Origin of the sequence: Pseudoalteromonas sp. DL2-H2.2 (genome assembly GCF_021532535.1) — a bacterium.
Taxonomy (GTDB): domain Bacteria; phylum Pseudomonadota; class Gammaproteobacteria; order Enterobacterales; family Alteromonadaceae; genus Pseudoalteromonas; species Pseudoalteromonas rubra_A.
Genome location: NZ_JAKGBD010000003.1, coordinates 407,494 through 432,563, shown reverse-complemented (window position 1 = coordinate 432,563; position 25,070 = coordinate 407,494). Strand labels below are relative to the sequence as shown.

Annotated in this window: 18 protein-coding genes and 1 pseudogene; 5 read left to right on the top strand and 14 right to left on the bottom strand. The window is 46.9% G+C overall.

Annotated features, from left to right (window positions below):
• Positions 1–42: 42 nt before the first annotated feature.
• The 4 genes from L1285_RS07615 to L1285_RS07600 form a co-directional block, all read right to left on the bottom strand.
• On the bottom strand, positions 43–1,092 hold the full coding sequence (locus L1285_RS07615) for an isoaspartyl peptidase/L-asparaginase family protein (RefSeq protein ID WP_235411682.1): 1,050 nt from the start codon (positions 1,090–1,092) through the stop codon (positions 43–45).
• 122 nt (positions 1,093–1,214) lie between these two features.
• A complete protein-coding gene (locus L1285_RS07610; protein WP_138546828.1) occupies positions 1,215–1,925 on the bottom strand; it encodes a SapC family protein in 711 nt (236 codons plus the stop codon).
• A 154-nt stretch (positions 1,926–2,079) separates the two neighbouring features.
• A complete protein-coding gene (locus L1285_RS07605; RefSeq protein WP_235411680.1) occupies positions 2,080–3,600 on the bottom strand; it encodes a tryptophan halogenase family protein in 1,521 nt (506 codons plus the stop codon).
• Between the two features lie 58 nt (positions 3,601–3,658).
• Positions 3,659–6,319: a TonB-dependent receptor gene (locus tag L1285_RS07600; protein ID WP_235411678.1), complete on the bottom strand. Its 2,661-nt coding sequence runs from the start codon at positions 6,317–6,319 to the stop codon at positions 3,659–3,661.
• 653 nt (positions 6,320–6,972) lie between these two features.
• Here L1285_RS07600 and L1285_RS07595 point away from each other — a divergent pair.
• A complete protein-coding gene (locus L1285_RS07595; protein ID WP_235411676.1) occupies positions 6,973–7,452 on the top strand; it encodes a hypothetical protein in 480 nt (159 codons plus the stop codon).
• A gap of 66 nt (positions 7,453–7,518) precedes the next feature.
• Here the strand turns inward: L1285_RS07595 and htpG are convergent, their stop codons facing one another.
• From htpG to L1285_RS07580, 3 genes are all read right to left on the bottom strand, one after another.
• Positions 7,519–9,435 carry a molecular chaperone HtpG gene (gene htpG / locus L1285_RS07590; RefSeq protein WP_235411675.1) on the bottom strand — a complete coding sequence of 639 codons (1,917 nt, stop codon included), beginning with the start codon at positions 9,433–9,435 and terminating at the stop codon, positions 7,519–7,521.
• Positions 9,436–9,610: 175 nt separating this feature from the next.
• Positions 9,611–10,210 (bottom strand): recombination mediator RecR, encoded by a 600-nt coding sequence (gene recR / locus L1285_RS07585; RefSeq protein ID WP_235411673.1) that lies wholly within the window; start codon positions 10,208–10,210, stop codon positions 9,611–9,613.
• 192 nt (positions 10,211–10,402) lie between these two features.
• Positions 10,403–11,014, bottom strand: coding sequence for an MlaC/ttg2D family ABC transporter substrate-binding protein (locus tag L1285_RS07580; protein ID WP_046003720.1), 612 nt, complete (start codon positions 11,012–11,014; stop codon positions 10,403–10,405).
• A 237-nt stretch (positions 11,015–11,251) separates the two neighbouring features.
• On the opposite strand from L1285_RS07580, the gene L1285_RS07575 reads away from it, so the two are divergent.
• Both L1285_RS07575 and L1285_RS07570 read left to right on the top strand, forming a co-directional pair.
• Entirely contained in the window at positions 11,252–11,776 is a 525-nt protein-coding gene (locus L1285_RS07575; RefSeq protein ID WP_235411671.1) for an acyloxyacyl hydrolase, read from the top strand.
• Positions 11,777–12,033: 257 nt separating this feature from the next.
• Positions 12,034–14,397: a TonB-dependent receptor plug domain-containing protein gene (locus L1285_RS07570; protein ID WP_235411669.1), complete on the top strand. Its 2,364-nt coding sequence runs from the start codon at positions 12,034–12,036 to the stop codon at positions 14,395–14,397.
• Between the two features lie 145 nt (positions 14,398–14,542).
• Here L1285_RS07570 and L1285_RS07565 read toward each other — a convergent pair whose 3' ends face one another.
• The gene (locus tag L1285_RS07565; RefSeq protein WP_235411667.1) at positions 14,543–14,956 is read right to left on the bottom strand and encodes an LIC_13387 family protein; all 414 of its coding nucleotides are present in this window, start codon (positions 14,954–14,956) and stop codon (positions 14,543–14,545) included.
• A 398-nt stretch (positions 14,957–15,354) separates the two neighbouring features.
• Entirely contained in the window at positions 15,355–15,915 is a 561-nt protein-coding gene (locus L1285_RS07560) for a helix-turn-helix domain-containing protein (RefSeq protein WP_235411666.1), read from the bottom strand.
• Positions 15,916–16,025: 110 nt separating this feature from the next.
• Here L1285_RS07560 and L1285_RS07555 point away from each other — a divergent pair, with 110 nt between their 5' ends.
• Both L1285_RS07555 and L1285_RS07550 read left to right on the top strand, forming a co-directional pair.
• Positions 16,026–16,799 (top strand): SDR family NAD(P)-dependent oxidoreductase, encoded by a 774-nt coding sequence (locus L1285_RS07555; protein ID WP_235411664.1) that lies wholly within the window; start codon positions 16,026–16,028, stop codon positions 16,797–16,799.
• A gap of 80 nt (positions 16,800–16,879) precedes the next feature.
• Complete coding sequence (locus L1285_RS07550) at positions 16,880–17,629, top strand: carboxymuconolactone decarboxylase family protein (RefSeq protein ID WP_235411662.1); 750 nt, start codon at positions 16,880–16,882, stop codon at positions 17,627–17,629.
• A gap of 349 nt (positions 17,630–17,978) precedes the next feature.
• Here L1285_RS07550 and L1285_RS07545 read toward each other — a convergent pair whose 3' ends face one another.
• From L1285_RS07545 to L1285_RS07525, 5 genes and pseudogenes are all read right to left on the bottom strand, one after another.
• The gene (locus L1285_RS07545; RefSeq protein ID WP_235411660.1) at positions 17,979–18,950 is read right to left on the bottom strand and encodes a transposase; all 972 of its coding nucleotides are present in this window, start codon (positions 18,948–18,950) and stop codon (positions 17,979–17,981) included.
• Between the two features lie 91 nt (positions 18,951–19,041).
• Positions 19,042–19,191, bottom strand: a pseudogene (locus L1285_RS07540) (transposase); the annotation flags it as partial.
• Between the two features lie 94 nt (positions 19,192–19,285).
• A complete protein-coding gene (locus L1285_RS07535) occupies positions 19,286–19,846 on the bottom strand; it encodes a hypothetical protein (RefSeq protein WP_235411658.1) in 561 nt (186 codons plus the stop codon).
• An 874-nt stretch (positions 19,847–20,720) separates the two neighbouring features.
• Positions 20,721–21,728: a zinc-binding dehydrogenase gene (locus L1285_RS07530; protein WP_235411656.1), complete on the bottom strand. Its 1,008-nt coding sequence runs from the start codon at positions 21,726–21,728 to the stop codon at positions 20,721–20,723.
• Between the two features lie 156 nt (positions 21,729–21,884).
• Positions 21,885–25,061, bottom strand: coding sequence for an efflux RND transporter permease subunit (locus tag L1285_RS07525; protein ID WP_235411654.1), 3,177 nt, complete (start codon positions 25,059–25,061; stop codon positions 21,885–21,887).
• Positions 25,062–25,070: the final 9 nt, after the last annotated feature.

Here is a 25,070-nt window from a genome sequence, read left to right as displayed (position 1 = left end):
TGGCGTTACAAAAATTGCCTAAGTTTGCAAACCTTAAGCACACTATTTAGAGGTGTCTTTGTCCTCAAAAATACCCACATAGGTAGACTGAGTGTTGGACTTGCTGGCCCGATACATGCCCTTGGTGTTAAATGGCATGCTGATATTGCCCTTGGCATCTAAAATAATCACACCGCCGGTTCCGCCCGCGCGTAACATAGGGCCAAAAATCACGTCCTGCCCGGCTTGCGCCACGGATTTGTCCTGATACTGCACCCGCGCGCAGATATCAGCGGCAACGTTATAGCGAATAAAGTACTCACCATGCCCGGTTGCTGACACCGCACAAGACTCATTGTCTGCAAAGGTCCCTGCACCAATAATCGGCGAGTCACCAACACGACCAAATCGTTTTGCTGTCATACCGCCGGTCGATGTGCCCGCGGCCAGGTTGCCCTGTTTGTCCAGCGCAACGGCGCCCACTGTGCCCATTTTATATTGCTGCGGTAACTGTTGATGCTGTGCCTGATAGTCTTTGTTGCTCTGTTCGGCTTGCTCCAGTTTCTTGCGTGCTTTTTGCCAGGCTTCATAACGATGCGGCGTGTCAAAATAGTCATTATTAACAAACGGCATACCTTCACGCTTGGCAAACTCCTCGGCGCCTTCGCCACTGAGCATCACGTGCACCGATTTCTCCATGACCGCTCTTGCCAGCTCGATGGGGTTTTTAACATGTTTAACACCGGCAACCGCGCCGGCCTGGCGGTCTCGTCCGTCCATGATCGACGCGTCCAGCTCATGCGCCCCTTCATAAGTATAAACCGCACCTTTTCCGGCATTAAAGAACGGCGAGTTTTCAAGCACTGTAATTGCCACAGTGATGGCATCCAGGCTTTCACCACCTTGCTCTAACACGGCATAGCCCTGCTCAACGGCCACTTTAAGCGTCTGCCTATAGGCTTTTTCCTGTTCTGGTGTGAAACGTGACTTTTCAATCGTGCCGGCACCACCATGAATAGCAATCGCGATGGGTGTCTCAGGTTTGGCTGCAAAAGCGGGGTGTACCGCGCTCAGGGCGGCGAATAAGGATGAGGTGATAAAGATACGGCGCATGTTGCGTTCCTGTTGTTCTTTTATTGTGGAACCAAGTTGCCGGAATTGAATTTCGAATACAAAAAAAAGCGATAAAAAAAGCGCCCTTAGGCGCTTTTTAGCAATAGATAGTCATTACTGACTTAGCTTGCCTGACGCTTTGCTTTCAGACGAGCCAGACGGCCAACCTGATGTGTAGAAGTCAGGAAAGAGAAGATAGGTGCCAGGTAACCACGCTTACGCAGTTCCAGGTATGCTTCATCGCTCAGCTCGTTCAGCTTGCGCTCGTCTACCAGGTAGATACCGTTGATGTCTTTCTTCTCACCAGCGATTTCAACCGTCAGAGTTTGTTGTACAAGTAGCTCTTTTTCAGCCAGGTACTGAGTGAAAGCTTCAGTTACACGAGAAAACTCAATGAAGTTAACCAGTGATTCTTTGCGACGCTCCAGGTACTCAGTCTCTTTACCGTCTTCGAACAAAGCGTTACCTTCTTCTTCGCCTACCAGCGGGCTTGCTTCGTCAATAACGATGCCGTACTGATCTTGCTCCGGGTGCTTAACCAGACCAAATGGGTAACGAGATGCAGCCAGTGGTGCGATACCCGCAGTCCACTCGCCATCTTGTACAAACAGGTTTTCACCTGGCTCAAGACCAAACAGGGCAACAGCCTGGAACTGGCCGCTTTCAGTGTTCTTAACAAATGCCATCGGGAATTCAGTCGCAACACGTGCAAACTCGTGTGCAACAACCGGGATCAAGTGCTGAGATTTCAAAAATTCTACGTTAATGCCATTTTTTACTTTGATGTTGGCATGTTTTTCGTTGTGTAAAGGCTGCACTTGTTGCTCCGCCATAATACTGCTCCGTTTTATCGTAAAGTTGTTATTTATATGTGTCCAAGGCTATAGCTTTTAAACACAAATTGGAAGTGAATTTTCTATCTATATAAAAAATTCATATCACTGCCTATTTACTGGGCATATTTGCTATTATTTGCACTCAAACAGGTTAAATCTTGCCCAACCCGTATTGCCGGATTTGGGTTAGTAAATCTCTGTGCTGTGGCGCCAACTCAATGGCACGCGAACGCTGCCGGGTGATTTGGGCAACACGCCCGGTGACTTGCTTCTGTTGTGCACTTGACAGCCGGTTATTATCTGTACACGTTGGATAAGACATGCCATACAAGACGTACAGGTAATTATCCAAATTGAACACATCAAATTTTCCTGAAAAATCATATTGATCCGGCACATTATAACGCCAGCGTTCAAGCTGTGCCTGAAGTGTAGGCGGAATGCTTGTGAGCTGGCGGTTATCTTGCCAGAATGCACTGTCATCTCTGTCCGAAATGCAATAATGCAATTTGATGAAGTCAATCACCTTATCCCACATATTTTGCACCACCTGATTAAACTTCTCTGCTGCGGTGCTAAAACCCTGTGGCGCACTGGGCAAAGTGTCAGCCAACATTTTTGCTGTCACATCAAAAACCAGTAAACCCGTTGCTTCCAGCGGTTCAACGAAGCCCTGAGACAAACCAAGTGCTACACAGTTGTGTTTCCAGGCACGGCGATGATACCCCACCCTCATATCTATACTGCGAACTTCTAGCGAGTCAAGATCTCGCCCGACATAACGTTCCAAGTCAGTATATGCCTGTTGCGCACTGGTGTGATTAGAAGAATAAACATGCCCGACTCCCCGGCGTGTGTATAAGCCAATATCCCAGATCCATCCTGCTGTTTGCGCGCTTGAGCGTGTAAAAGACGCAATTGGCGTGGTATCGTCCTGATAAGGTACTTGTACCGCCAACGCTTTGTCAGCAAAAAGAATATCGCTTTTGTCAACGAACGGTTCGGCCATCGCCGAACCCAATAATAAAGAGGCAAACCCGGTACAATCAATGTAAAGGTCTGCTGTCACTTCACCGACACTAGTCACTAAAGATTGTATTGCACCGTCCGCATCAAGTTTCACCTCTTGCAAGTCAGCATTGAAATAGTGGACACCGCATGTCTCGGTTGCATGTTGTTTAAGTAGCTCTGAAAACGCGCCAGCGTCTAGGTGATAAGCATAACTGGCAGCCCCCTGATATTGTGGCTGAGTGATAAGTTTAGGGGCGCGATTATGTTCGCACAGCGCTGACTGTATTCCAACTAGATCAGCGAGAGGATGAGTTTGTTCCGCTAGCCAATGTTTAATCAGCGTATCCTCTGCTGCAAAATAATCAAAGGGATGATAATACGCGTGCCCTTGCCCGCCTTTCGCTTTCATCCACCCTTCAAAACGTATCCCTTGTTTAAACGCGACGTTACACCGCTGGATAAACTTTCCTTCATCGATCCCGAAGTATTCTAGCGTTTGCCTCATCATAGGCACAGTGCCTTCGCCAACCCCTATCGTAGGGATATTTTCCGACTCCATCAGGGATACTTCTACACAGCTGCCATCAAAACGTTTGACTAAATGGTTCGCCGCCAGCCACCCGGCTGTCCCTCCACCTACGATCACAATTTTCTCTATCATTTGTTCACCAATAAAAAAAGGAGCCGAAGCTCCTTAAGTTACATTAATACGCGTGATATTAGTAGCGTACTGATACACCCAGGCTGTAACGTGTCGCCTGTTCGTATTCAAACAATGGGAAGCCATCGGCGTAACCGCTGTTGTCAACCTGGTATTGGTGATTACCGTACTGCTCTGATGATTCACCTGTTAGATTAACTACATCAAACTTGAAGTCGATGTTTTCATTGAAGTGATAAACCGCACTCAGGTCAATCGAGCCAAAGCCATGATGTAAACGGTTACCATATGCGCCCGTTTCACGGATCATATAGTCACTACGATAGTTGTATGAAATACGTGCGTAGAAGTCTTCATTCTCGTAGTAAGCCGTCGCGTTATAAGCATACTTAGAGCTATCGGTCAGCTGAATGCCGCCATCGCTGAATACGCGTTGCGTCTCACCTTTGCCGTTGACAAACTCAACATTGTCAGCTTCACCTTTCGTGTAGGTGTAGTTAACCAACGTTCCGAAGCCATTACCGAAGTCTTGCTGATACTGAAGCTCAACCCCTTTCACTTTGCCGCCTGGGCCATTGAAGTTTTCTTCAATTTCCCAGCCATTTTGGGCTTCTGAATCACCGTTTTGCGTCGGCGTATTACTCAGAGTAGGCAAGCCAAACTTCTGGATATCTTCGGCAATTGCATCGCGACGATTAATGACGATGAAGTTTGATACGTCCTTATAGAAGACTGTTGCAGCAACTAATGACGTAGAATTAAAGTACCACTCCACACCTGCTTCAGCCTGATTAGCTGTAAATGGCACCAGGCCAGGGTTACCCAGAATAACCTTTTGGTTGTCTGGCAGGTCGTCCGCAACACCTTCTAGTGACGGGTTAAAGTACATGTCATTGTACTGAGGACGAGTCATTACCTTCGCTGCAGCGAAACGCAGGATCATATCTTCCTGAAGGTCATAGGCCAGGTTGAAACTTGGTAGTACTTCTGAATAATCAGAATCTTCGCTAGTTCGTGCAGTCGCTACAGCGCCTTTATAGTAAATTGATGAAGCATCAGTTGAGACATAACGTACCCCGAAGTTACCGCGATACTTCTCGCCACTGTACTTGGCCATTAGGTAAAGGGCGGTATTTTCTTCTTTAATGTGACTATACGCACCAAAGTCCTCAGTTCTACCTGTGATGCTTGCTTTTGCCCAACGCTTCATTGCATCAACATCATAAGCTTGCATTGTCAGGTTATCGGCACCCACGTCATACGCGCCTAAACCCTGACCGTCCAGTGAATAAACTGGATCAAAACCTGCCGACTGGGTGAACTCAAAACGACGGCTGGTCGCTTCGTGTTCACCGTAGCGGAAACCGGCTTTGATTGATGTGATCAGGTCGCTTTCAAGCATATATTCAAAATCAGCCTGGAAGAACTGCTCTTCATCCGTTTTTGGTGTTGCATTGAAGTTTGTGCCTGTACCCATAGTCAATGAACCATTTGGCATATCTTCTGTTACACCCGGGACATAATTAGCCAGGTCCACTCCCTGCCACTTCTGATGACCAGAAGTGAAGTCATAGGTGCCAGTCAGGTTCATAGGTGCAGAGTCATTCATGACCATTTCAAAGTCAGTACCACCTGAAGAGTTTGTGTCACCTGCAACTAGCTCAAGCTTGTAATTATCACCAGTGTATTCAAGTTTGATATCCAGGTAATCAGAGTTCATCGTCGCTTCACGCGGACGCATCTGATAAAAAGCCACACCCAGGTCACCCGCCATTGGCGTACCCGGCGTCGCTTCTGTGCCGTCACCGTGGATAAAGGCTGTTGATTTGCCTTCACCATCACGTGTTAGCCAGACAGCAAAGTTAGTGTTGTTTGCGTCCATTTTCATATCAAGGTAGTTGACCACGATATTGACAGAATCGCTTGGCGCATACTCGAAAGTAGTGGTGAAAGCTGTGCGCTCGCGCTCTTGCTCAAAACCAACAGGACCTGCACCCCAAGCCCAAAATGCTTCGTTGCCCTGACGCTGTAATTGACGCGTCTGATTCACTGCTGAGAACAGGAAGCCTAAATCTTCACTGTCATTTTTCCAACTGTACATGCCAGAAAACTGCGGGTCAGTTTCACCGGAATCATCTGAGTGTTGGAATTCTAGAGAGCCATAAATCGTATTAGGATCCATGTCTAGCGGCGTGCGTGTTTTAACCACTACAGTTCCGCCTACACCACCTTCGATGATGTCGGCCTGAGATGACTTGTACACTTCAAGGCCACCAACCAATTCAGAGGGAAGCAGCGTATAGTTGAAAGAACGCTTAGCTGGCTCAAGCACGAACCAACCGGTTGATGCGACGTTTTGGCCATTTAAAGTCGTTTTTGTGAAGTCAGAGCCTGCACCACGAATTGATACTGCGTCGCCTTCTCCAAACTGTCCTTGAACAGTGATACCCGGTACACGCTTCAAAGACTCCGCGATATTCTTGTCTGGAAACTTACCGATATCTTCAGCAGTTACAGCATCTACCACGCTGTCTGCAAAACGCTTGGTATTCAATGAAGCTTCCAGTGAGCGGCGAATACCACGCACTTCAATAACTTCAACATCTTCTTTAACGCCAGTCTGGTTTTCTTCAGCAAACGCCACGCCTGTCACACCCGTACCCAGGATTAGGCCAACCTTTGCTGCAAGTAAGCTTTTCTTAAAATTATTAGCTAACACAGGATTCCCCTTGAATCATTTTGTTGGTTTTTAAATCACTTCTGCCCAGTGATGATGACAACGCTGTCATCTAATAACAAACCATACACCCAAAATTACAGATTCGCTACATCTTTTTGTGTGGCTAACATAAGATTTTTTCAACAAAAATCTAACCCACTGATATAGAAAGAATAAATAATTAATTGGTTATAGTTTGTTACAAACGAGGTGAATATATCACAAGCTATGCGCTTTTTTACAGTGATTGCGATGAGTTATGTAGAAGATTTGGACCTAATTAATAAACTAATCTAATTTAGGTGAGCTGTGCTATCTGATTATTCTATCAAACGTTCGGGCAGAAGCGTATTCAAGGTGATAATAGATCTCAATGACAACGCTGTCATTTTATCTTTTTCATACTTAATTTGTCCAGTGTATTTATATGACAAATTCGCGACTAGGCCTGTAAATATAGGAAGAACCTCTGCCAGCCCCCGGCAAAACAAGCAGATAACGGCTTTTACGCCGGATGAAAATTTATCACGCGGTTGTCTCTTACATTGAAATCTGCGCTGTGTTTCACTAATTCAGCCAGGCAAGTGACGCTGTGAACTTTTTGTTCTTGTGCGTGCCTGGCTGCTACTAACCATTAAAAAAAGGACTAACCTATGATATGTAATATCAAAACATTAGTTGGGGCGTCGCTGCTGTGTGTAGCAGCAACGGCTCAAGCTCAACCCGCTGACACTATGCAGGTGACGGATTACAGCACCTTCTACGAGACCCAAGTGAACAGCGCATCCTGTGGTGGTTACTGGGACGAGCGTCGTGTCTGGGTGTGTGACTACCGCACGCAGCTGGTGAATGTCTCTTACAAAAAGTGCCATTATAAGCTGACCGCAAAACACAGCGCCGTCACTGCACCCGCCTGGGACACTCGGACAGTCTTGTCTAACCAAAGCTGTCCTGCAAACTGGACCATTCCGGGCCCGGACCACTATGCGCCAGGTGGTGTCTATGTACACCAGCATAATAGCTACTTTACTCAGCAGGAGCAGCAGCGCGTGCCATACAACTGTCGCTGGGAAACGCGCTCTGTGTGGGTACCTAATAGTGGCAACTACTGCCCTATCGCGCCGCAACAATAGTCAGACACAAAAAAGCCCGGTCGAATTATTCGCCGGGCTTTTCAACACAATCAGGCTGTGTTCGATTTATTTGCTCAAATCAAGCATCAGCTTGTTCAGGCGAGCCACAAAGCCAGCCGGATCTTTCAGGCTACCACGCTCTGCAAGCAGCGCCTGGTCCAGCAATACTTCTGACCACTGTGCAAACTTGTCTTCGTCCTGTTCAACATTCAGGTGTTTAACCAGCTGGTGCTCAGGGTTCAGCTCAAAAATTGGCTTAGATTCTGGCGCAGACTGACCGATCGATTCCATCAGCTTTTGCATCTGTGAACTCATGTCGTGGTCATCTACCACCACACACGCCGGAGAGTCGGTCAGTCGGTGCGTAAAGCGTACTTCTTTCACTTTATCGCCCAGCGCTTCTTTAATGCGCTCTACCAGACCTTCGACCTGCTTCTCGCTCTCTTCCTGTGCTTTTTTGCTCTCTTCGTCTTCCATATCGCCAAGATCAAGATCACCACGGGTGATTGACTGGAACGGCTTCTCAGCAAATTCTGTCAGGTGGCTCATCATCCACTCATCTACGCGGTCCGACAGCAACAGTACTTCGATGCCTTTCTTACGGAAGATCTCCAGGTGCGGTGAGCTCTTCGCCGCTTCAAAGCTGTCTGCAACTACGTAGTAAATCTTGTCCTGACCTTCGGCCATGCGTTCAATATACTGCTCAAGCGACACATTTTGTACGCTCTCATCAGTGTGGGTAGAGCTGAAGCGCAGTAGCTTAGCAATCGCTTCTTTGTTTGCAGCGTCTTCAGCCGGGCCTTCTTTGATCACCTGACCAAACTCGTTCCAGAAAGTCTGATAATCTTCTGGCTTGTTCTTACCCATGCGGTCAAGCATTTTCAGGATACGCGACGTACACCCTTTACGGATAGCCTGAGTTACTTTGTTGTCCTGCAGAATTTCACGCGACACGTTCAGTGGTAAGTCGTTTGAATCCAGCAAACCTTTAACAAAGCGCAGGTAGCTTGGCATAAACTGCTCAGCGTCATCCATAATGAATACGCGTTGTACGTACAACTTCAGACCAGTCTGGCGGTCACGGTTCCACATATCGAAAGGCGCTTTTTTCGGGATATACAGCAAGCTGGTGTATTCCGTTTTACCTTCTACTTTGTTGTGTGCCCAGGTCAGTGGCTCTTCCCAGTCATGGCCAACGTGCTTATAGAATTCTTTGTATTCTTCGTCGCTGATCTCAGACTTATCGCGCGTCCACAGTGCTGTGGCACGGTTAATGCCTTCCCACTCGCCCGGTTGTGCTTCGATTTTTTCACCATCCGGACCTTCAGACTCTGGCACTGGTGCTTTGTACATTTCAACCGGAATTGAGATGTGATCTGAGTACTTAGTGACGATTGAACGCAGGCGGAAATCATCGGCAAATTCCAGCTCTTCTTCACGCAGGTGAAGAATGATCTCAGTACCGCGCTCGGCTTTTTCAATGTCCGCCAGGGTATATTCACCCTCGCCTTTTGACTGCCATTCAACTGCCTGAGTCTCGCCTGCTTTACGCGTACGTACAGTCACTTCATCAGCAACAATAAAGGCAGAATAAAAACCAACACCAAACTGACCGATCAGCTGAGAGTCTTTTGCTTCATCACCTGTCAGGTTTTTAAAGAATTCTGCTGTGCCAGACTTAGCGATAGTCCCCAGTGAGCTGATCACTTCGTCACGAGTCATACCGATACCATTGTCAGAAATGGTTACCGTCTTCGCGTCTTTGTCGGCGCTGATACGTACGCGCAGCTCAGCGTCACCTTCGTACAGGTCGCCGTTTTGCAGCGCTAAAAAGCGTAACTTGTCTGCGGCATCCGACGCGTTGGAAACCAGCTCACGCAAAAAGATCTCTTTGTTTGAGTACAAGCTGTGGATCATCAACTGGAGCAGTTGCTTAGTGTTGGCACTAAATGAATGATTTTCTTTAGTATTTTCTGTAGTCATTTGGTACACCCTAACTTATTTGGTACACATAGTAGTACATGGTTAATCAGTTAACTTGCGTTATGTTCAGGTATATTGTGCTGGGTAAGCGTTTTTCAAGGGTGGTAAAAGAAAAAAGTTGCGGATAGTGTCGTTTTGCTGAAAATGTAACCAAGAAAGCCCTTTCGGGCTTGTACTAAATCGCTTTTCTGCCGCTAAAGGCATGCATCAGGGTCATGCCGTCTACCAGCTCAAGCTCGCCACCGACCGGCATACCGTGGGCAATTCGCGAGGCGGTCACGTTATGCTGATGGCACATTTCACCAATAAAGTGAGCAGTGGCCTCCCCTTCAACCGTCGGATTGGTGGCCAGAATAACTTCATTGATGTTGCCATTGGCAAGCGTTCTTTCCAGTACATCCATGCCGATTTCGTTCGGACCAATGCCATCAAGCGGCGATAAATGCCCCATCAATACAAAATACAGGCCCTGGTACTGACCGGTTTGTTCAATCGCCAGCACATCGCTTGGGGATTCCACCACACACAGCAGCCCGGTGTCCTGGCGTTTTATATTGCTACAGATATCGCACACCGGCGTTTCTGAAAAAGTACGGCAGGATTCACAGTGGCCGATTTTATCCATGGCGTTGAGCAGGCTTTGACCAAGCGCCGTGCCACCACTGCGGTCTCTTTCTAACAGGTGAAAGGCAATCCGCTGTGCCGATTTAGGCCCAATGCCAGGTAAACAACGCAAGGCTTCAACCAAAGCTGAAAGTGAGGGAGATAATTGCATAATAAAGCATTCTTAATTCATCTAATGGCCGCCATCTTACTATGGCTGATATGACAGCGACAAGCCAAAGATAGAGGATACAGCAATGCCCCGACGGGCAAGAAAAAGGCGGGCAATCTCAGAGTGTTGGATCTCATGGGTAAGGGTGAGTACCCGCCTGAAGGACGTAAATTGTATCTTGTGGTGTTTGGCTTAGCTCTTAGCCACCAGCTCTTTGGTTACCTGATCTATGCCAACTTCGCTGATCCGCGCTGTGATCTCTTTTTGTTTAGCGCTAAGCAGTGAGATGCTCTCGGCAACCAAGTCGTACACCTGCCACTCACCCGCTTTGTTTTTGCGGAATTTGAATACAATGTCGATGGTAGGCGCATTAGGCTCAACAATTTCGGATTTCACCGACGCGAACTTGCTGTCGTCGCTCACAACCGGCTCAATAAAGTTAACCTGCTGGCCTTTATAGCTCATCAACGCATTGGCATAAGTGTTGGCCAGGTATTGCTCAACCGCATCAATAAAGGTCACGGCCTGATCCCGGTTGATCTCGCGTACGTGCTTGCCAAGCAGTTTAAAAGACACATATTTAATGTCGATGTGTGGCATCAGTTGCTCACGCACCAGCTTTTTCAGCTGTGCTTTTTTCTGCACTTCTTCCAGCGTATTCAGTTTGCTGATATCCACAAACAACTGGTCGCCAACCGATTTGATCAGGCCATACGGGTTGCTTTGTGTGTCTGGTGCAGCAAGCCCCGGTACGCTGCTAAACGCCAGTACTGTCACCAGTATAAGTTGCATTAGTCTTTTCATGATCCACTCCCATAACGGTTAATGGGGCAAGTTTAGCGCTAACTTTGCAGATGAAAAACACACAAATTTGCACCATATTAATGCCACTTTGGCACCAATAATATTTACCATATAAATCAACAACCTAACTTTTTGGTGCCAAATCAACATCAATACTGTGCCATTTAACGCCTTTTTAATAGCAAGTTCTAACCCGACAATAGCCATATTCCTTTATATACTCGGTGACTAATCATTATGATCAGATTAACCACACTTGCGCTGCTCCTGCTAAGCGCGCTGGCCATGCCGGTAGCGGCACAACAACACGGCTATGCTATTCATTACATTCATGGTGAAGGCAGTGTCGACGGCATTAAATTAGCGTACCAGTACCATCCTGAGCTGGCATTGCCTCAAGCCTGGCGCCACTTTGACATGCACTTTGAAAGTAGTATCAATTTCTGGCGTTACGGAGACCAAAACCGCCACGACACGAATTTTGTACTGGCGGTTTCGCCGGTGATCCTATATCCCTTCACCACCTTTAATGGCCACCCGGTTGCAGTGGAATTTGGGATCGGCATTGCCCTGCTGGATGATACGCAATTTGCAGGTAAAAACGTCAGTACGCATTACCAGTTTGAAGACAGACTGGGGCTGGTTTATCAGCTGGACGATGCCAATATCGCCATTCGCTATATGCACTACTCCAACGCCGGGTTTAAAAGCCCTAACCCCGGGCTGGATTTCTTATCCCTATCCTATTCAGCGTATTTTTAGCCAGTTTGAATCTCTGCCCGGTTAGCCGGGCGAGACATCAACCAGTTAATGCAAAAACCTTTAGCCCTGGACTGTAAGAACTCAGACCGGAAATTAATTTCTGCGTTCCTTTATCGGTCCCTCACAGCTTGACAATCAAGCAGTTTATTCTAGTCTCCAAAGACCAGAATAAGTTTCTCACCGACTATGGTATATCAGCGTTTTGCCAGAGCAACAGGTCATCGGAGCGCTACAGCTTGTAGAGCCAGGGGGAACTTATGACCAGCAAACAGTCCTGTCAAACTACAGCAGCATCTTTGCTCTTTTCAATGATTTTATTCAGCTCACACAGTGCGGCACAAGGTGATGAACTTGATACATTTATGGAGCTGAGCTTAGAGGACTTGCTTGATGTCACGGTGTCATCAGCCTCCGGCGTTGAGGAAACGTTGCGCGATGCCCCGGCGGCTATGGTGATCATTACCGCAGCGGATATCCGCCAGCGCGGTTATACCAGTATTGATGAAGTGATTTTGGATCTGCCCGGCTTTGATAGCACAGTCACCAATGGTAATGGTGGCGTTATCACCTACCAGCGCGGCTACCGCACGCCCCTCACCCAGCGCACGCTGATGCTGGTTAATGGCATAGTCGATAACCATTTGTGGTATCACGAAGCCACTTTGTCAAAAAATTATCCGTTGTCGAACATAGCACGAATCGAAGTACTATATGGTCCGGTGGGCGCTGTGTATGGCCCCAATGCATTTTTAGGGATAATCAACCTGGTTACGTCCGACGCCAAAGAGACTCACCAGAATGATGACTTTTTTAAAGTGAACGTTCAGTCGGGCAGCTACGACACACAAAGCATTGATATCGCTGCGGGCGGCAGTCATAACAAGCTGACCTACAACCTGTCCGCTAAATACTATTCAAGTGATGAAGCCGACATAGACGATCTGGCCCCCTGGGGCTTTGTTAGTAACGAACTGTTGAGTAACCGGGATATCTGGGGGCCCGTGATTTATGACACCGCATTATCTGCCAATTGTGCAGCCGATGGTTGTCCTCACGGTTCTAAATACAATGATTTTGGCGCCTACCACGACCCACAACGGGAATGGGGAATTTTGGCCGATGTCGGGTTCAAAAACCTGACGTTAGGCGTTATTGAATGGGATATGCGCCATGGCTGGGGGCCGCAATACCCCCACGATAGAGCGCAACCTGCGGCTCAGTGGTATCGCAACTCAGAGCAATATTATCTGCGACATGCAGGGACTTTAAAAAATAAAGTACAAGTAGATACCCTGCTGCTGAGCAGAAAAAGTGGCAATGGCGGGTACTGGGTCGAGTCCTTTCCCGGCTCCACCGCCTTGAGTGGCCCGGATGTGGTCTCTACCTTAACCATTTCGCACTGGCGAACCAGCAACAAAAGCTGGCTATTTAAGCAAGATTACGAGTTCGATTACACTGAGCAGTTTAAGATCAGCGGCGGCATTAAATTTGAAGACAAAGAACTCACCAAAGCCTACGATGCCTGCGGTTATTTTGCCGAAACCTTTTGCTCATCAGATACGCCCGAAACTGCCGGGGATGGCGTTGCACAAAATACAGACAGCACCATCAATATTCAACCAGATACGCTCAGCCGGATGCCGGACGAAAACCTGGCTAGTCTGACTGACCGGGGCGCGTATATTCAGGCCATCTGGAGCATCAATAACTGGCGAGTGAATGCCGGCGTAAGGTACGACAAAAACAGCCTATATGGCAGTACCACCAACCCCAGGGCCTCTGCTATTTATTTTTTGTCAGATAAATCAACCATCAAAATGCTCTATGGCACGGCTTTTCAGGAGCCAGCCCCGATACAACTTTGGGGTGGCTGGAGCGGCCGCTCTGCCAACCCTGATCTGAAACCCGAAAAGGCGGAAAACTTTGAGTTCATTTACATGTATCAGCAAGACAACTGGCTGCATGATTTGTCTTTGTTTACTGCCAGGTATGACGACGTCGTAAAAGAAGAGGCCGAAAACGCCGGAAAACGCAGCACCTACGGCCTGGAATATCGCGGTAAGTTTGAGTTTAGTAACTTTATAACAGGTGCTGCAAGCATCTCAGGCTATTTATATTACACCCGCACAAAAACCAAAAGCAGCGTTAGCTACGATCACACTCTGGGCCTGTGGGTGGGCAAGGGGATCGAAAACTGCCGGGACATCGCAAACAATAATACGCTCACCTACAACCCCTGCCAGGATATGGATGCAGAGCTTGGCGATATCGCACCACATAAAATCAACGCAGGGCTTAATGTGCCTGTCAATGAGGCGCTTAATGTTAATATCAGGGCCAACTGGGTCTCAAGTAAGCCGCTATATTTGAGAAACACATTGCGTGCCAAGGACAGAAAGAATGACGCCTATTTAACGGTAGACGCTAATATCATTTACCGGTTCGAATCGTTCGAAGTGGCATTTAAAATCAAAAACCTCTTTGATGAAATCTATTACCACTCAGGCGCAGAAGCCGCAGCCAGTGGTGATGATTTTGAACAGCGCTCAGTGGGCTGGGCAAACTCCCTAATCCCTCAGCCTAAGCGCAGTTTTATGCTCTCGGTGAGTATGCAGTTTTAATCCGTTTTTTCTGCTAACAGCCCGCACTTAGGTCATTGATTCTCGCACTTGCTGTAGGCGCTGAGCTGCTAGGAGTTCACAATCAAGTGCGAAAGGTTACACGAAGTGACTGACAAGCCATGCTGAGCTCAACGTAAAACGCTTACTATAAATTGATTAGTAAACAACCAAAGACAAAACATATTGTTGCAATCAGAATGCTTAAAAACGGAATTCTAAACCAGTATTTTTGAGCCAACAGCAAGTATGAAAAACCGAAAATAGAAGGCAACACTGAAAACCACACGTTATTTGTAATAAGCTGCATATGTAAAATTGCTAAAGGTATATAGATTGCTGCAAAAAAAATAGCCCCTAAACTATGGCTTGCATTAAAGCCAACCCAAGCCCGCCAAACTGTAGTTTCCTTCGTTATGACTGGAGATGTACTTTTCATTGCAACGACAACTTCTGCATTATATGCATCAAACTTGTTAGAAAAGAACGTAAAAATCAGATGGATTAAGCCTAAACCGCCAAATATTGCTGCCCCGATAATAAATAGGATTTGTGAAATCACTCTTAACTCCATTAAGAAACATAGTAATTTGCTCCCTCCCAAAATATCAGAACATAAACCGATAAACTGGGCAGCATTGCAAAGTTTTATAGTCCCACGGAACAAACCAAAAGTAAACAAGGTGTTGCATTTGACGCGGGGTAAGGATTACGATAATGGTTGAAAAGGGTGGCACACATCGGTAATTTAAGCTCTGAATTTTGACATGTAGCCAGGTTCAGACAAAGCCAGGGCCAATTTCTGGCGACACTCATTCAAAGTCGAGGTTCTTTAGTGTAGAAAAAGTAAGCCATTTTCAGGTGGGTGTCGCTTGTTTTTTCGAGTATCAAGCGGCTTTCATACACCAGATTTGACAATAGCTCAATCTGTTGCCTGCACTAGCCAAAACGCAAACTTAGTTAATAAACAACAAAGAAAAGTCCCTTAGCAAGTGGCTCCGATCTAGATTCTAATCTATGCGGAATGTTTGCATTAAAAGTAGTTAAACAATTTTGTTGTGCACTTATTTTATTGCCTGCTACATAAATATCTAATTTACCTTGCTGCAACCATAGGTGCTTAACTGAACCTCTCACATTAGCTGAAAAGGATGTTTTTCCAGCCTCATTAAAATAAAATTGATAAATTTCAGTAGTAAAGAGACCACTTTGCTTTTTCAATATATGGCAGGTAAATGGGCTGTCAACTTTACTGATAATATTATCTTTTGCTGCTCTGGAGGTGCTGATATTCAAAGCTCGTTCGGGCGGTTGAACTAATGTTGCTAGCTCATAGTTCATAGCTTCTGCCAGTTTTGCCAGTACCGCAATTGTTGGTACGGTTTGACCTGACTCAATTTGGGCTATCATTGAGCGACTAACACCAGATCTATCCGCCAATGCTTGTAAGCTTGTGCATTCAGCAGAACGATAGCTACGGATCAACTTGCCTATGTAATCAAAACTTAAACCATCACTCATAATATTGACTCTCGAATTTCCGTTATACTGGATATTTAATCCAACATATTACACACATTTACTGTAAATGATAGAGTGGAGCTGAATAAAACATATACAAGGTATGGACGATGCTATTAAAAGGTAAAAAGATTTTAGTGACGGGCGCAAGTTCAGGAATAGGTATGGCAGCAGCTAAGTTATTTTCTTCAGAAGGCGCATCTGTCGCACTAGCTGCACGTAGAAAAAATAAGTTAGATGCGTTAGTTGCAGAAATAAAAAGCGCAGGTGGCATCGCAGTAGCGATTGAGGCCGATATATCTAGAACTAAAGGTGTTACAGAAATGATGGAGCAAGCAGTTAACCGTTTAGCTGGTCTTGATGGCGCATTTAATAATGCAGGTACCATAGGCAATTTTTCCCCAATGTTGAATCAGTCTGAGCAAGATTGGGATGAGACGATAAATGTGAATCTAAAATCGGTCTGGTTCAGCAGTCAATGGCAGATGAGATACTTTCAGACCAATGGCATCAAAGGCTCGATTGTAAACACTTCCTCATGGTTAGCTTCCGGTGCCTTGTGTGGTTCGAGCGTATATTCAGCATCCAAAGCTGGCATTGACGCATTTGTTCGCGCAGCTGCTATTGAGGTTGCCAACAGCGGTATACGTATAAATAGTGTGAATCCTGGTGGCATCAATACCGAGATGACAAGAGAAGCATTTAACCATGACAAACTTATTCTAGATATGTTTTCACAACAGCATCCAGCAAAACGTTTAGGTGAGCCTACTGAAGTTGCCGAGCTCGCCTGTTGGTTGCTTAGCGAACGTGCAAGTTTTGTTAACGGCCAAGCAATCCATGTTGATAGTGGCTACACCATAGGTGGCCAACGGGGCAGTTAGCTACGTTGTTTAATAGCTGTATTACCCAATAAAAAACAGGCTTAAAAACGATATTAGAAAACCAAAGTAGAGAAATATTTATGTTTAAAAAGATACTAGCCATTTCCTTATTGATAACCTCAATTTCCTCGTCACAAGCCACTGAGGGCAACTTTTCAATAACCAAATTTAGGGCGGAGAGGGACATTAAAAAGGTATTAACCCTTACACAACGCCAGCAGGCTATTGTAAAAATATCTGCGCTGTCGGCTCTTGAATTAACAGAAGCCCTTCAACAAGTTGTCGCTACATCATTAGAAAAAAAATATATAGGGCAGCAAGACGTGGTGCTAATTTTGACTCAGCTTACTTCATACTATGGCTTTCCTCGGGCAGAAAAATCCATTGATGCACTTGCTTCTTCAATTGATAAACATTTATCACTCACATTACCACCCGATACAAGTAAAGCGCGATATAAGAAAGGAGTAGAAGAGTATACTAAGCTGGATAATAACGGGTATCAAACAATTATTACAGCATTTAAACCTATGTCAGTAGGGTTAACAGACACGACTTACCAACTATTTGGTGATGCTTTTGGTATACCAGGGCTTACAATTAAAGAGCGGCAATTAGCGACAATTAGTGCACTCGCCGCACTGGGTACAGCAAGACCTCAACTTCAATATCACTTAGGTACAAGTATACAAGTAGGCTTAACTAAAGCGGAAATAATGGATATGGTAATATATATGCAATTTTTAGCTGGCATGCCAGCTGCTTACAATGCAGCTCTGGCGGCAAAAGAAGTGTTTGCAGCAAAGTCAGAAAACCCTTATACGGACTAACTTGTACTAACTCTACAACAAGCGCTGCTGTATTGTGGCGCCTCGATAATAAAAACGCAAAAGCCACGAGTAATTGACGATTTGTAATTCCACAATAACCAATAAAGGCGACACCTAACCAATAAAGGCGACACCCACCCTTAAACTCACCTAACCAATGAGGCTATGTTCTAAATTGAATTTGAAATATAGTGGATTCTTGGTTCACCAAGGGCTTTGAGCAGCCAGGTGCACACATTTCAGCTCGGAGTATTTGAAGATAGACAGAGTAAGACAATACAAAAGCGTCCCCTAAACTGAGTTTGGGTGAACAGATATGTCGGTCAGTTCGGAGCTAACTCGAGCAATGCTAGCCCAATAACCGCTCACATCGAGTCAGATTAACACGTCGCTTTTTGTTAAGGTGCTCACAGTAATCTGTCATTGCCTGCTTTCGCCCTACTGCACCATGAAACACCTTGGTAAACTGGGTGGTAAGCTTAAGCCAATTGTCTGGCTCTATCTGCAACCTGGCCAGCAGCGGCTGACTATCACTGATGTAACCCCGTTTATCTGCACGCATACATCGGCCTGTTAATTCAACCAACTGAATGTAATAGGTCAAATCAAACGGAAGACCACTTGGCATATTTGTTCTAGGGTTTCCTGCAAAGCGCCGCAAGCTTTTAGGTTGTTTGCCCTGCCGCGCGCTCTCAATACGCTTTTTGATACTGGTATAATCCGAGGATTCTGGGGTGTCTGCCATTTTGGCTCTGATTGGATTCAGGTCAACATAAGCCATACAAGCTGCCAGTGCAGCAGTATCAAGTAAAGCTTGTGACTTGAATCGCCCCTCCCAAAAACGCCCCGTGCAACCATCTTCTTCATTAGCTCTGCGAGCAATGCTCTCATTAAGTACTCGCATAAACCAACTGATGCTTGCAAGCCGAAGTCTGAATTCAGTAATATCAGCCGCAAGCATACTGCGCTCTGACTCGCTCAGCTCATCACCATTGATGTATTTTTGTGTCAGCCAGTTGCCTTTAAACAGCTTGTGCCAGCGAATGACTATCGCTTTATCTGATAACCTTTCAGCTTTTTTATCATCGACATACAGCACAATATGCGTATGATTGCTCATGACCGCGTAGCCACATACTTCGATGCAAAACACTTTTGCCAGCGTCAGTAGTTTTTCTTCTACCCAGTCTCGCCGATGCTCATATGAGCGGCCCGTTAAGCGGTCTTCGCCGCATAAAAACGCCCGACGAACACACCTAGAAATACAGTGATAATATTTGGTATCGCTTAAGCTAACCTGCTTCTTCCTTGCTGTTGGCATAGTCCATTGTCCTCAATCCTTTGAGCGTGTTCTAAGCGTAGACGCCACATCAAAAGTGTGCCATTTTTAGGTGGGTGTCGCTTGTTTCCCGTTTTTCTTCTACCCAGTCTCGCCGATGCTCATATGAGCGGCCCGTTAAGCGGTCTTCGCCGCATAAAAACGCCCGACGAACACGCCTCGAAATACAGTGATAATATTTGGTATCGCTTAAGCTAACCTGCTTCTTCCTTGCTGTTGGCATAGTCCATTGTCCTCAATCCTTTGAGCGTGTTCTAAGCGTAGACGCCACATCAAAAGTGTGCCATTTTTAGGTGGGTGTCGCTTGTTTCCTTCGGTTATGTGCCTGATTTACCAAGCCTATATTGCTCTATACTACCAACCAGAAAACAAATACCAACATAAAACCAAATAGTACTTGCTACAATTTGCCATATATCAAACCCCGACGGAGTTACAAACGTTGGAATGGCGATTAAACCACGCAACGTACAAAGCAATGCAATGGTAATTAAAGCCGAATGTAGTAAAGGGACTTTGCGAATTAAGCCTACCGCAGAAAAAGCAAAAACAGAGCAAGCAAACATTAAACCTGCAACAATTACAGTGCCAATAGGTGCAAGTAAAGTACCTTGAACTGCTGAATCTATAATCGGTTGAGGTGCTCGAGCAAATACAAACCAACTAGGGCCACCGATAATACAAAGAAGATGCCAAATAGCGGAGGCTGATGCAATAACCCCAGCGCTGATTAACAACTTCGATTTAACACTAAAATTCAATTCGAGCTCCAATACTTCACTGGCACATAACGCTTGCCTAACCGGCGCGAAATAGCAGGCTAAAATTAGCGACAAAGGAGCGCAAGCCTGCTGTTTTGCGTCCTTTGGTTTAGGCACTTGTTATACTTACCCGTCACTAGACTCTATCTTGTAATAACCATCTCCGCTATCAGAATATGACATACCACTATATTGATACAAGACAATAGAGATACAAATTAAGGTTGCTGCAATATTAGTTTTTTTAATTGAGTTGTAATAGTGAGTTTTAAAATTAGGTGATACCTTTAAGTATAGAAATGTTGCAAAGAGCAGCGGCACAGTAATTATTAAAATTAGCCCAGCAACGAAAAAATGAGTCAAATAATCTTCATAGTAGTATGGGAAAAGCTTATCCCATACTAGTGAAAAAAAAGTGAAGTAAATAAGAATACATATAAATGTCGAAGCAATTGATACTAAAACTTTTTTCATCCACCGAACTCTAGGTAAGTATAACAATTTATTCTACCCCAAAATGTCGGAACATAAACCGACAAAACGGGCTGTATTACATAGCCTCATAGTCCCATGGAACAAACTCAAAGTAAACAATCGGTTGCGACCTGCAAAAACACATTTGTGTGAAAATTGGACAAAACGGCACGTAATAATGTTATTGGACAACAGCCAAAATACTGTTTATACATCCAGTACCAACTTTGCCAGCTGGAACGCTCATGAAATCACCTTTTCTACTCATGCTGCAAGCGCAGATGTACCTGCGACGTTACGCCTAACGCACCATTGAAGCGTACCAAAAATGGATGCCGCATTTAGCCGCTTTAACGATATGCGACACCCTATGCTATATACCAAAGGGGGACAGCGAAGTTGAACTATTTCTTAACCACTTGGTAAATTGCCAGAGTGCTGCTCAGGGACCGCAAGCACGCACTAAAAAGCCCGACTAACCTAGTCGGGCTTTGTAACTCATAAATATCGTGTCGGATTAATCGCGTGTAATGCGGATCACCGGGCGTTGCTGACAGGTTTTGCCCAGCAAGCAACTCAGTGCATCGCGCACGGTATCGACGCTAAAGTCGAGCAGTCTCACCTCGGGTGCTTTGATGCGGCCGTTGCTGACATCATCAAGTAACTGGCGGCCCATAAAACACAAGTGCTGCTGGGCGCACAGGCTGTTGGCCATCCAGGCGCCGGCGACCGATACCACGCCAATGTTAGGCGCTTTCTCAAAAAGCAGCTCTTCGGGAATGGTGCCAAAGCCATTAAGACAGGCAATGCGACCGCAAAACCGCAAATGGCGCAGGTCATCTAAAAAGGAGTCGCCGCCTTGTGTATTTAAAATACAGTCAAAGCCGCCTGGTCCCATTTCTCGCTTGATTTGTTCACACACCGACTCCGACTCGCAGTCGAACACCCAGTCTGCACCGAGTTTACTTAGCCTCTTGTGATGCTCTTTCTGTGCAAAGGCAAACACCTGAGCACCGCGCTGTTTGGCGTATTGCACGGCAAAATGGGCCACGGCGCCTTGTGCGCTGTTGATAGCCAGTGAGTCGCCATCCTGCACCTGCATTTTATCCAAAGCCAGCAGTGCCGCCATGCCCGCATTGGGTAATGACACCGCCACTTCGCCACTCATGCCATCGGGTACTTCCGACACCGCGTGACTGGGTACAACTGCGTACTCTTTCAGCATCCCCTGCTCTGCCAGACTGGCATTAAACAATACCCGACTGCCTTTAGGCGGAAATACCCCTTTAGCGGCTGAGACCACAGTTCCGACGGCATCCAGTCCCAAAATGTGCGGGTATTGCCACTGGCAAAACCCGTCTTTCGCCATCCGTGCGTCCAGGTGATTCAGGGCCACATAATCTATGGCAACCAGTAACTCGTTATCTCCCGGCACTGGCATGGCGTGCTCTGCCATCGCTAAATCAAACTCAGCGCCACATTGACGCAGCTCCAGTGCTCGCATGGTGGTTTTTTCGACTGACATGGTGGTTTTCTCCACTTTTCGACCCTTTTGAGGCCGGATTGCCCATAACTTTAATTTTCCGATTATGGGCAAAACTTCGCAATTGTTGCTATTAAACCATCTTGGTCTCTGTCAAACAACTCAATATTGTGACAGGTGTTTAAATCCTGTTAACGGCTATTTTTCAATCACAGGCTCGTTTGCGCTGTCTTGCAAACCTTCCTTCGCGCTGTCGTTTAAGGTAAGCAGGCGATAGAACACGGGCGTGAATAGCAAGCCAAATACCGTTACCCCAATCATGCCAAAGAACACCGCATTACCCATTGCCTGACGCATCTCTGCACCTGCGCCTGACGCCAGTACCAGAGGGACCACACCAGCTGTGAACGCAATCGAGGTCATCAGGATAGGACGCAGTCGTAAACGACACGCTTCCATAATGGCTTCCAGATGCGTTGCACCGGATTTATGCTTATCGCGGGCAAACTCGACCATCAGAATCGCATTCTTCGAGGCCAGTGCTACCAGTACAATCAGCGCAATCTGGGTGAAGATATTATTGTCACCGCCCAGCATATACACACCTGCCAGCGCAGAGAATATCGTCATTGGTACTATCAATATAATGGCCAGTGGTAAACGCAGGCTCTCGTATTGGGCTGCCAGCACCATAAAGACCAGTACCACTACCAGAGGGAACACATACACCATAGTATTGCCCGCCAGAATTTGCTGATAGGTTACCTCAGTCCATTCATAGCTGATCCCTTCCGGTAAACTCTCAGCCAGTACCGATTCAATCGCTTCTTTGGCCTGATCTGAGCTGTACCCCGGCGCCGGGCTGCCGTTCAGTTCTGCGGTCATATACCCGTTATAGTGCATCACCCGATCCGGACCTGTGGTGGGTGTCACCGTAACTACGGAGCCCAGCGGCACCATGTTGCCGGCGGCGTTACGTACTTTCAGGTTGTTGATCTGCGATTGCTTAGCACGAAACTCAGCATCGGCCTGTGCTTTGACCTGGTAAGTACGGCCAAACAGGTTAAAGTCATTCACATACACAGAGCCCAGGTAAATTTGTAGTGCATTGAACACCTCATCCAGCGGAATGCCCTGCAATAGTGCCTGCTCACGGTCAACATTAATGTCCATTTGTGGCACCTGAATACGGAAGCTGGAGTACAGACCCGTCAATGCCGGATGTTGTTGCGCCTGACCAATGGTATTCTGAAGCGCTGCAAACAAGGCTTCGAACCCTTTATTACCTCTGTCCTGAAGCTGTAATTTAAAGCCACCTGTGGTACCCAGACCAAGAATTGGCGGCGGTGGGAACACTGCAACAAAGGCTTCATCAATTTGTGCAAAACGCATGTTCAGCTGCATCGCAATCGCATGGGCAGACAGGCTTGGATCCTGACGCTCAGAGAAATCAGCCAGTGGCGTAAACACAATGCCGCTGTTGGTACTGTTGGTAAACCCGTTCACCGACAAGCCCGGGAACGCCACGGTGTGTGCCACACCTGGTACTTCCAGTGCAATTGCCTGCATTTGTTTAACCACGGCTTCGGTTCTGTCCAGGCTGGCCGCATCCGGTAGTTGCGCCACCGCAACCAGGTATTGCTTATCCTGCTGGGGAATAAAGCCACCCGGCACTGAGTTGAACAGGCCAACGGTTGAACCCACCAGCGCTAAGTACACCACACCCACGACCACACTCATGCGGATCAGTTTTTGTATCAGCTTCTCGTAACCCTGCGCACCTTTGTCGAACATACGGTTGAAGGGTTTGAACAACCAGGTGCCAAACAGTTTGTCGAGCACGCGGGTCAGGCCGTCTTTCGGCGCATCATGCGACTTTAACAGCAAGGCCGAAAGCGCAGGCGATAAGGTCAGCGAGTTAAAGGCCGAGATCAAGGTTGAAATGGTGATCGTCAGGGCAAATTGCTTGTAAAACTGGCCCGACAGTCCGGTAATAAAGGCCGTTGGAATAAACACCGCACACAATACAAAGGCGATGGCAATAATCGGGCCGGTTACTTCAGTCATGGCAATTTTAGTTGCCTCAAACGGGCTGTAGCCGTCGGCAATATTACGCTCAACGTTTTCGACCACCACAATGGCGTCGTCCACCACAATACCTATGGCCAGTACCAGACCAAACAAAGACAGTGTATTAATCGACACGCCCAGCATCTGCATGATGGCAAAAGTACCAATCAGTGACACCGGCACGGCAATTAATGGAATGATAGACGCACGCCAGGTTTGCAGGAACACCACCACAACCACAACTACCAACAAAATGGCTTCCAGTAACGTTTGGATAACTGCATCAATTGAGCCACGTACGAATACGGTAGGGTCATAGGCAATTTCATAGGTCATGCCCGCCGGGAAGTCTTTTGCCAGACGCGCCATTGTCGCACGTACGTTGTCAGACAAAGCAATGGCATTAGAACCCGGACGCTGGAATACCGGCATTGCCAGCGCAGGCTGGTTGTCCAGCATAGCGCGCAGCGCATAGTTTTCCTGGCCCAGTTCAACACGCGCAATGTCCTGCAAGCGTGTGATCTGGCCCTGCTCGCCCACTTTGATGATCACCTGCTCAAATTCATCAATCTGAGTTAAGCGGCCTTTTACATTCAACAATACCTGAAACTGGTTCTCATCCGGTGAAGGCTGAGCACCCAAAGAGCCCGCGGCAACCTGCTGGTTTTGCGCACGTAAAGCATTGATCACATCACCTGCTGTCAGGTTACGCGCTGCCAGTGCATCGGGGTTTAACCACACACGCATAGAGTATTTGGCACCACCGAATAGTTGCAGGTCGCCCACTTCCGGCAAACGCTTCAGCTCATCTTTAATATAGATGTCGGCATAGTTGGCCATGTAAGAGGTATCCTGCTGACCATCCGGAGACACTAGATGCACCACCAGTGCCAGGTTAGGTGACGACTTTTGCGCCGTCACACCCAGGCGTTGTACTTCCTGAGGAAGGCGTGGCAAGGCATTGTTCACCCGGTTTTGCACCTGAACCTGGGCCTGATCCAAGTCTGTGCCCAAAGCAAAGGTCACAGTCAGGGTAAGACGGCCATCGCTGGTTGCCTGCGATGAATGGTACAGCATGTTTTCCAGACCATTGAGCTCCTGCTCAAGCGGCGTTGCGACGGTCTGACCAATCACTTTGGGGTTCGCACCTGGGTAACTGGCGTTAACCACCACGGTTGGTGGGACAACTTCTGGGTATTCGCTGACCGGCAACTGAAACAGCGAGATGGCGCCGGTGATCACAAACACCAGCGAGAGCATGGCCGCAAAAATCGGCCTGCTGATAAAAAAGTGAGAAAAGTTCATAATTGCCTC

Bases quoted from the DNA above. Each gene is read 5' to 3' on its own strand.
- L1285_RS07615 (WP_235411682.1), bottom strand. From the start codon at position 1,092: ATGCGCCGTATCTTTATCACCTCATCCTTATTCGCCGCCCTGAGCGCG.
- L1285_RS07610 (WP_138546828.1), bottom strand. From the start codon at position 1,925: ATGGCGGAGCAACAAGTGCAGCCTTTACACAACGAAAAACATGCCAAC.
- L1285_RS07605 (WP_235411680.1), bottom strand. From the start codon at position 3,600: ATGATAGAGAAAATTGTGATCGTAGGTGGAGGGACAGCCGGGTGGCTG.
- L1285_RS07595 (WP_235411676.1), top strand. From the start codon at position 6,973: ATGATATGTAATATCAAAACATTAGTTGGGGCGTCGCTGCTGTGTGTA.
- htpG (WP_235411675.1), bottom strand. From the start codon at position 9,435: ATGACTACAGAAAATACTAAAGAAAATCATTCATTTAGTGCCAACACT.
- recR (WP_235411673.1), bottom strand. From the start codon at position 10,210: ATGCAATTATCTCCCTCACTTTCAGCTTTGGTTGAAGCCTTGCGTTGT.
- L1285_RS07580 (WP_046003720.1), bottom strand. From the start codon at position 11,014: ATGAAAAGACTAATGCAACTTATACTGGTGACAGTACTGGCGTTTAGC.
- L1285_RS07575 (WP_235411671.1), top strand. From the start codon at position 11,252: ATGATCAGATTAACCACACTTGCGCTGCTCCTGCTAAGCGCGCTGGCC.
- L1285_RS07570 (WP_235411669.1), top strand. From the start codon at position 12,034: ATGACCAGCAAACAGTCCTGTCAAACTACAGCAGCATCTTTGCTCTTT.
- L1285_RS07560 (WP_235411666.1), bottom strand. From the start codon at position 15,915: ATGAGTGATGGTTTAAGTTTTGATTACATAGGCAAGTTGATCCGTAGC.
- L1285_RS07555 (WP_235411664.1), top strand. From the start codon at position 16,026: ATGCTATTAAAAGGTAAAAAGATTTTAGTGACGGGCGCAAGTTCAGGA.
- L1285_RS07550 (WP_235411662.1), top strand. From the start codon at position 16,880: ATGTTTAAAAAGATACTAGCCATTTCCTTATTGATAACCTCAATTTCC.
- L1285_RS07545 (WP_235411660.1), bottom strand. From the start codon at position 18,950: ATGCCAACAGCAAGGAAGAAGCAGGTTAGCTTAAGCGATACCAAATAT.
- L1285_RS07530 (WP_235411656.1), bottom strand. From the start codon at position 21,728: ATGTCAGTCGAAAAAACCACCATGCGAGCACTGGAGCTGCGTCAATGT.
- L1285_RS07525 (WP_235411654.1), bottom strand. From the start codon at position 25,061: ATGAACTTTTCTCACTTTTTTATCAGCAGGCCGATTTTTGCGGCCATG.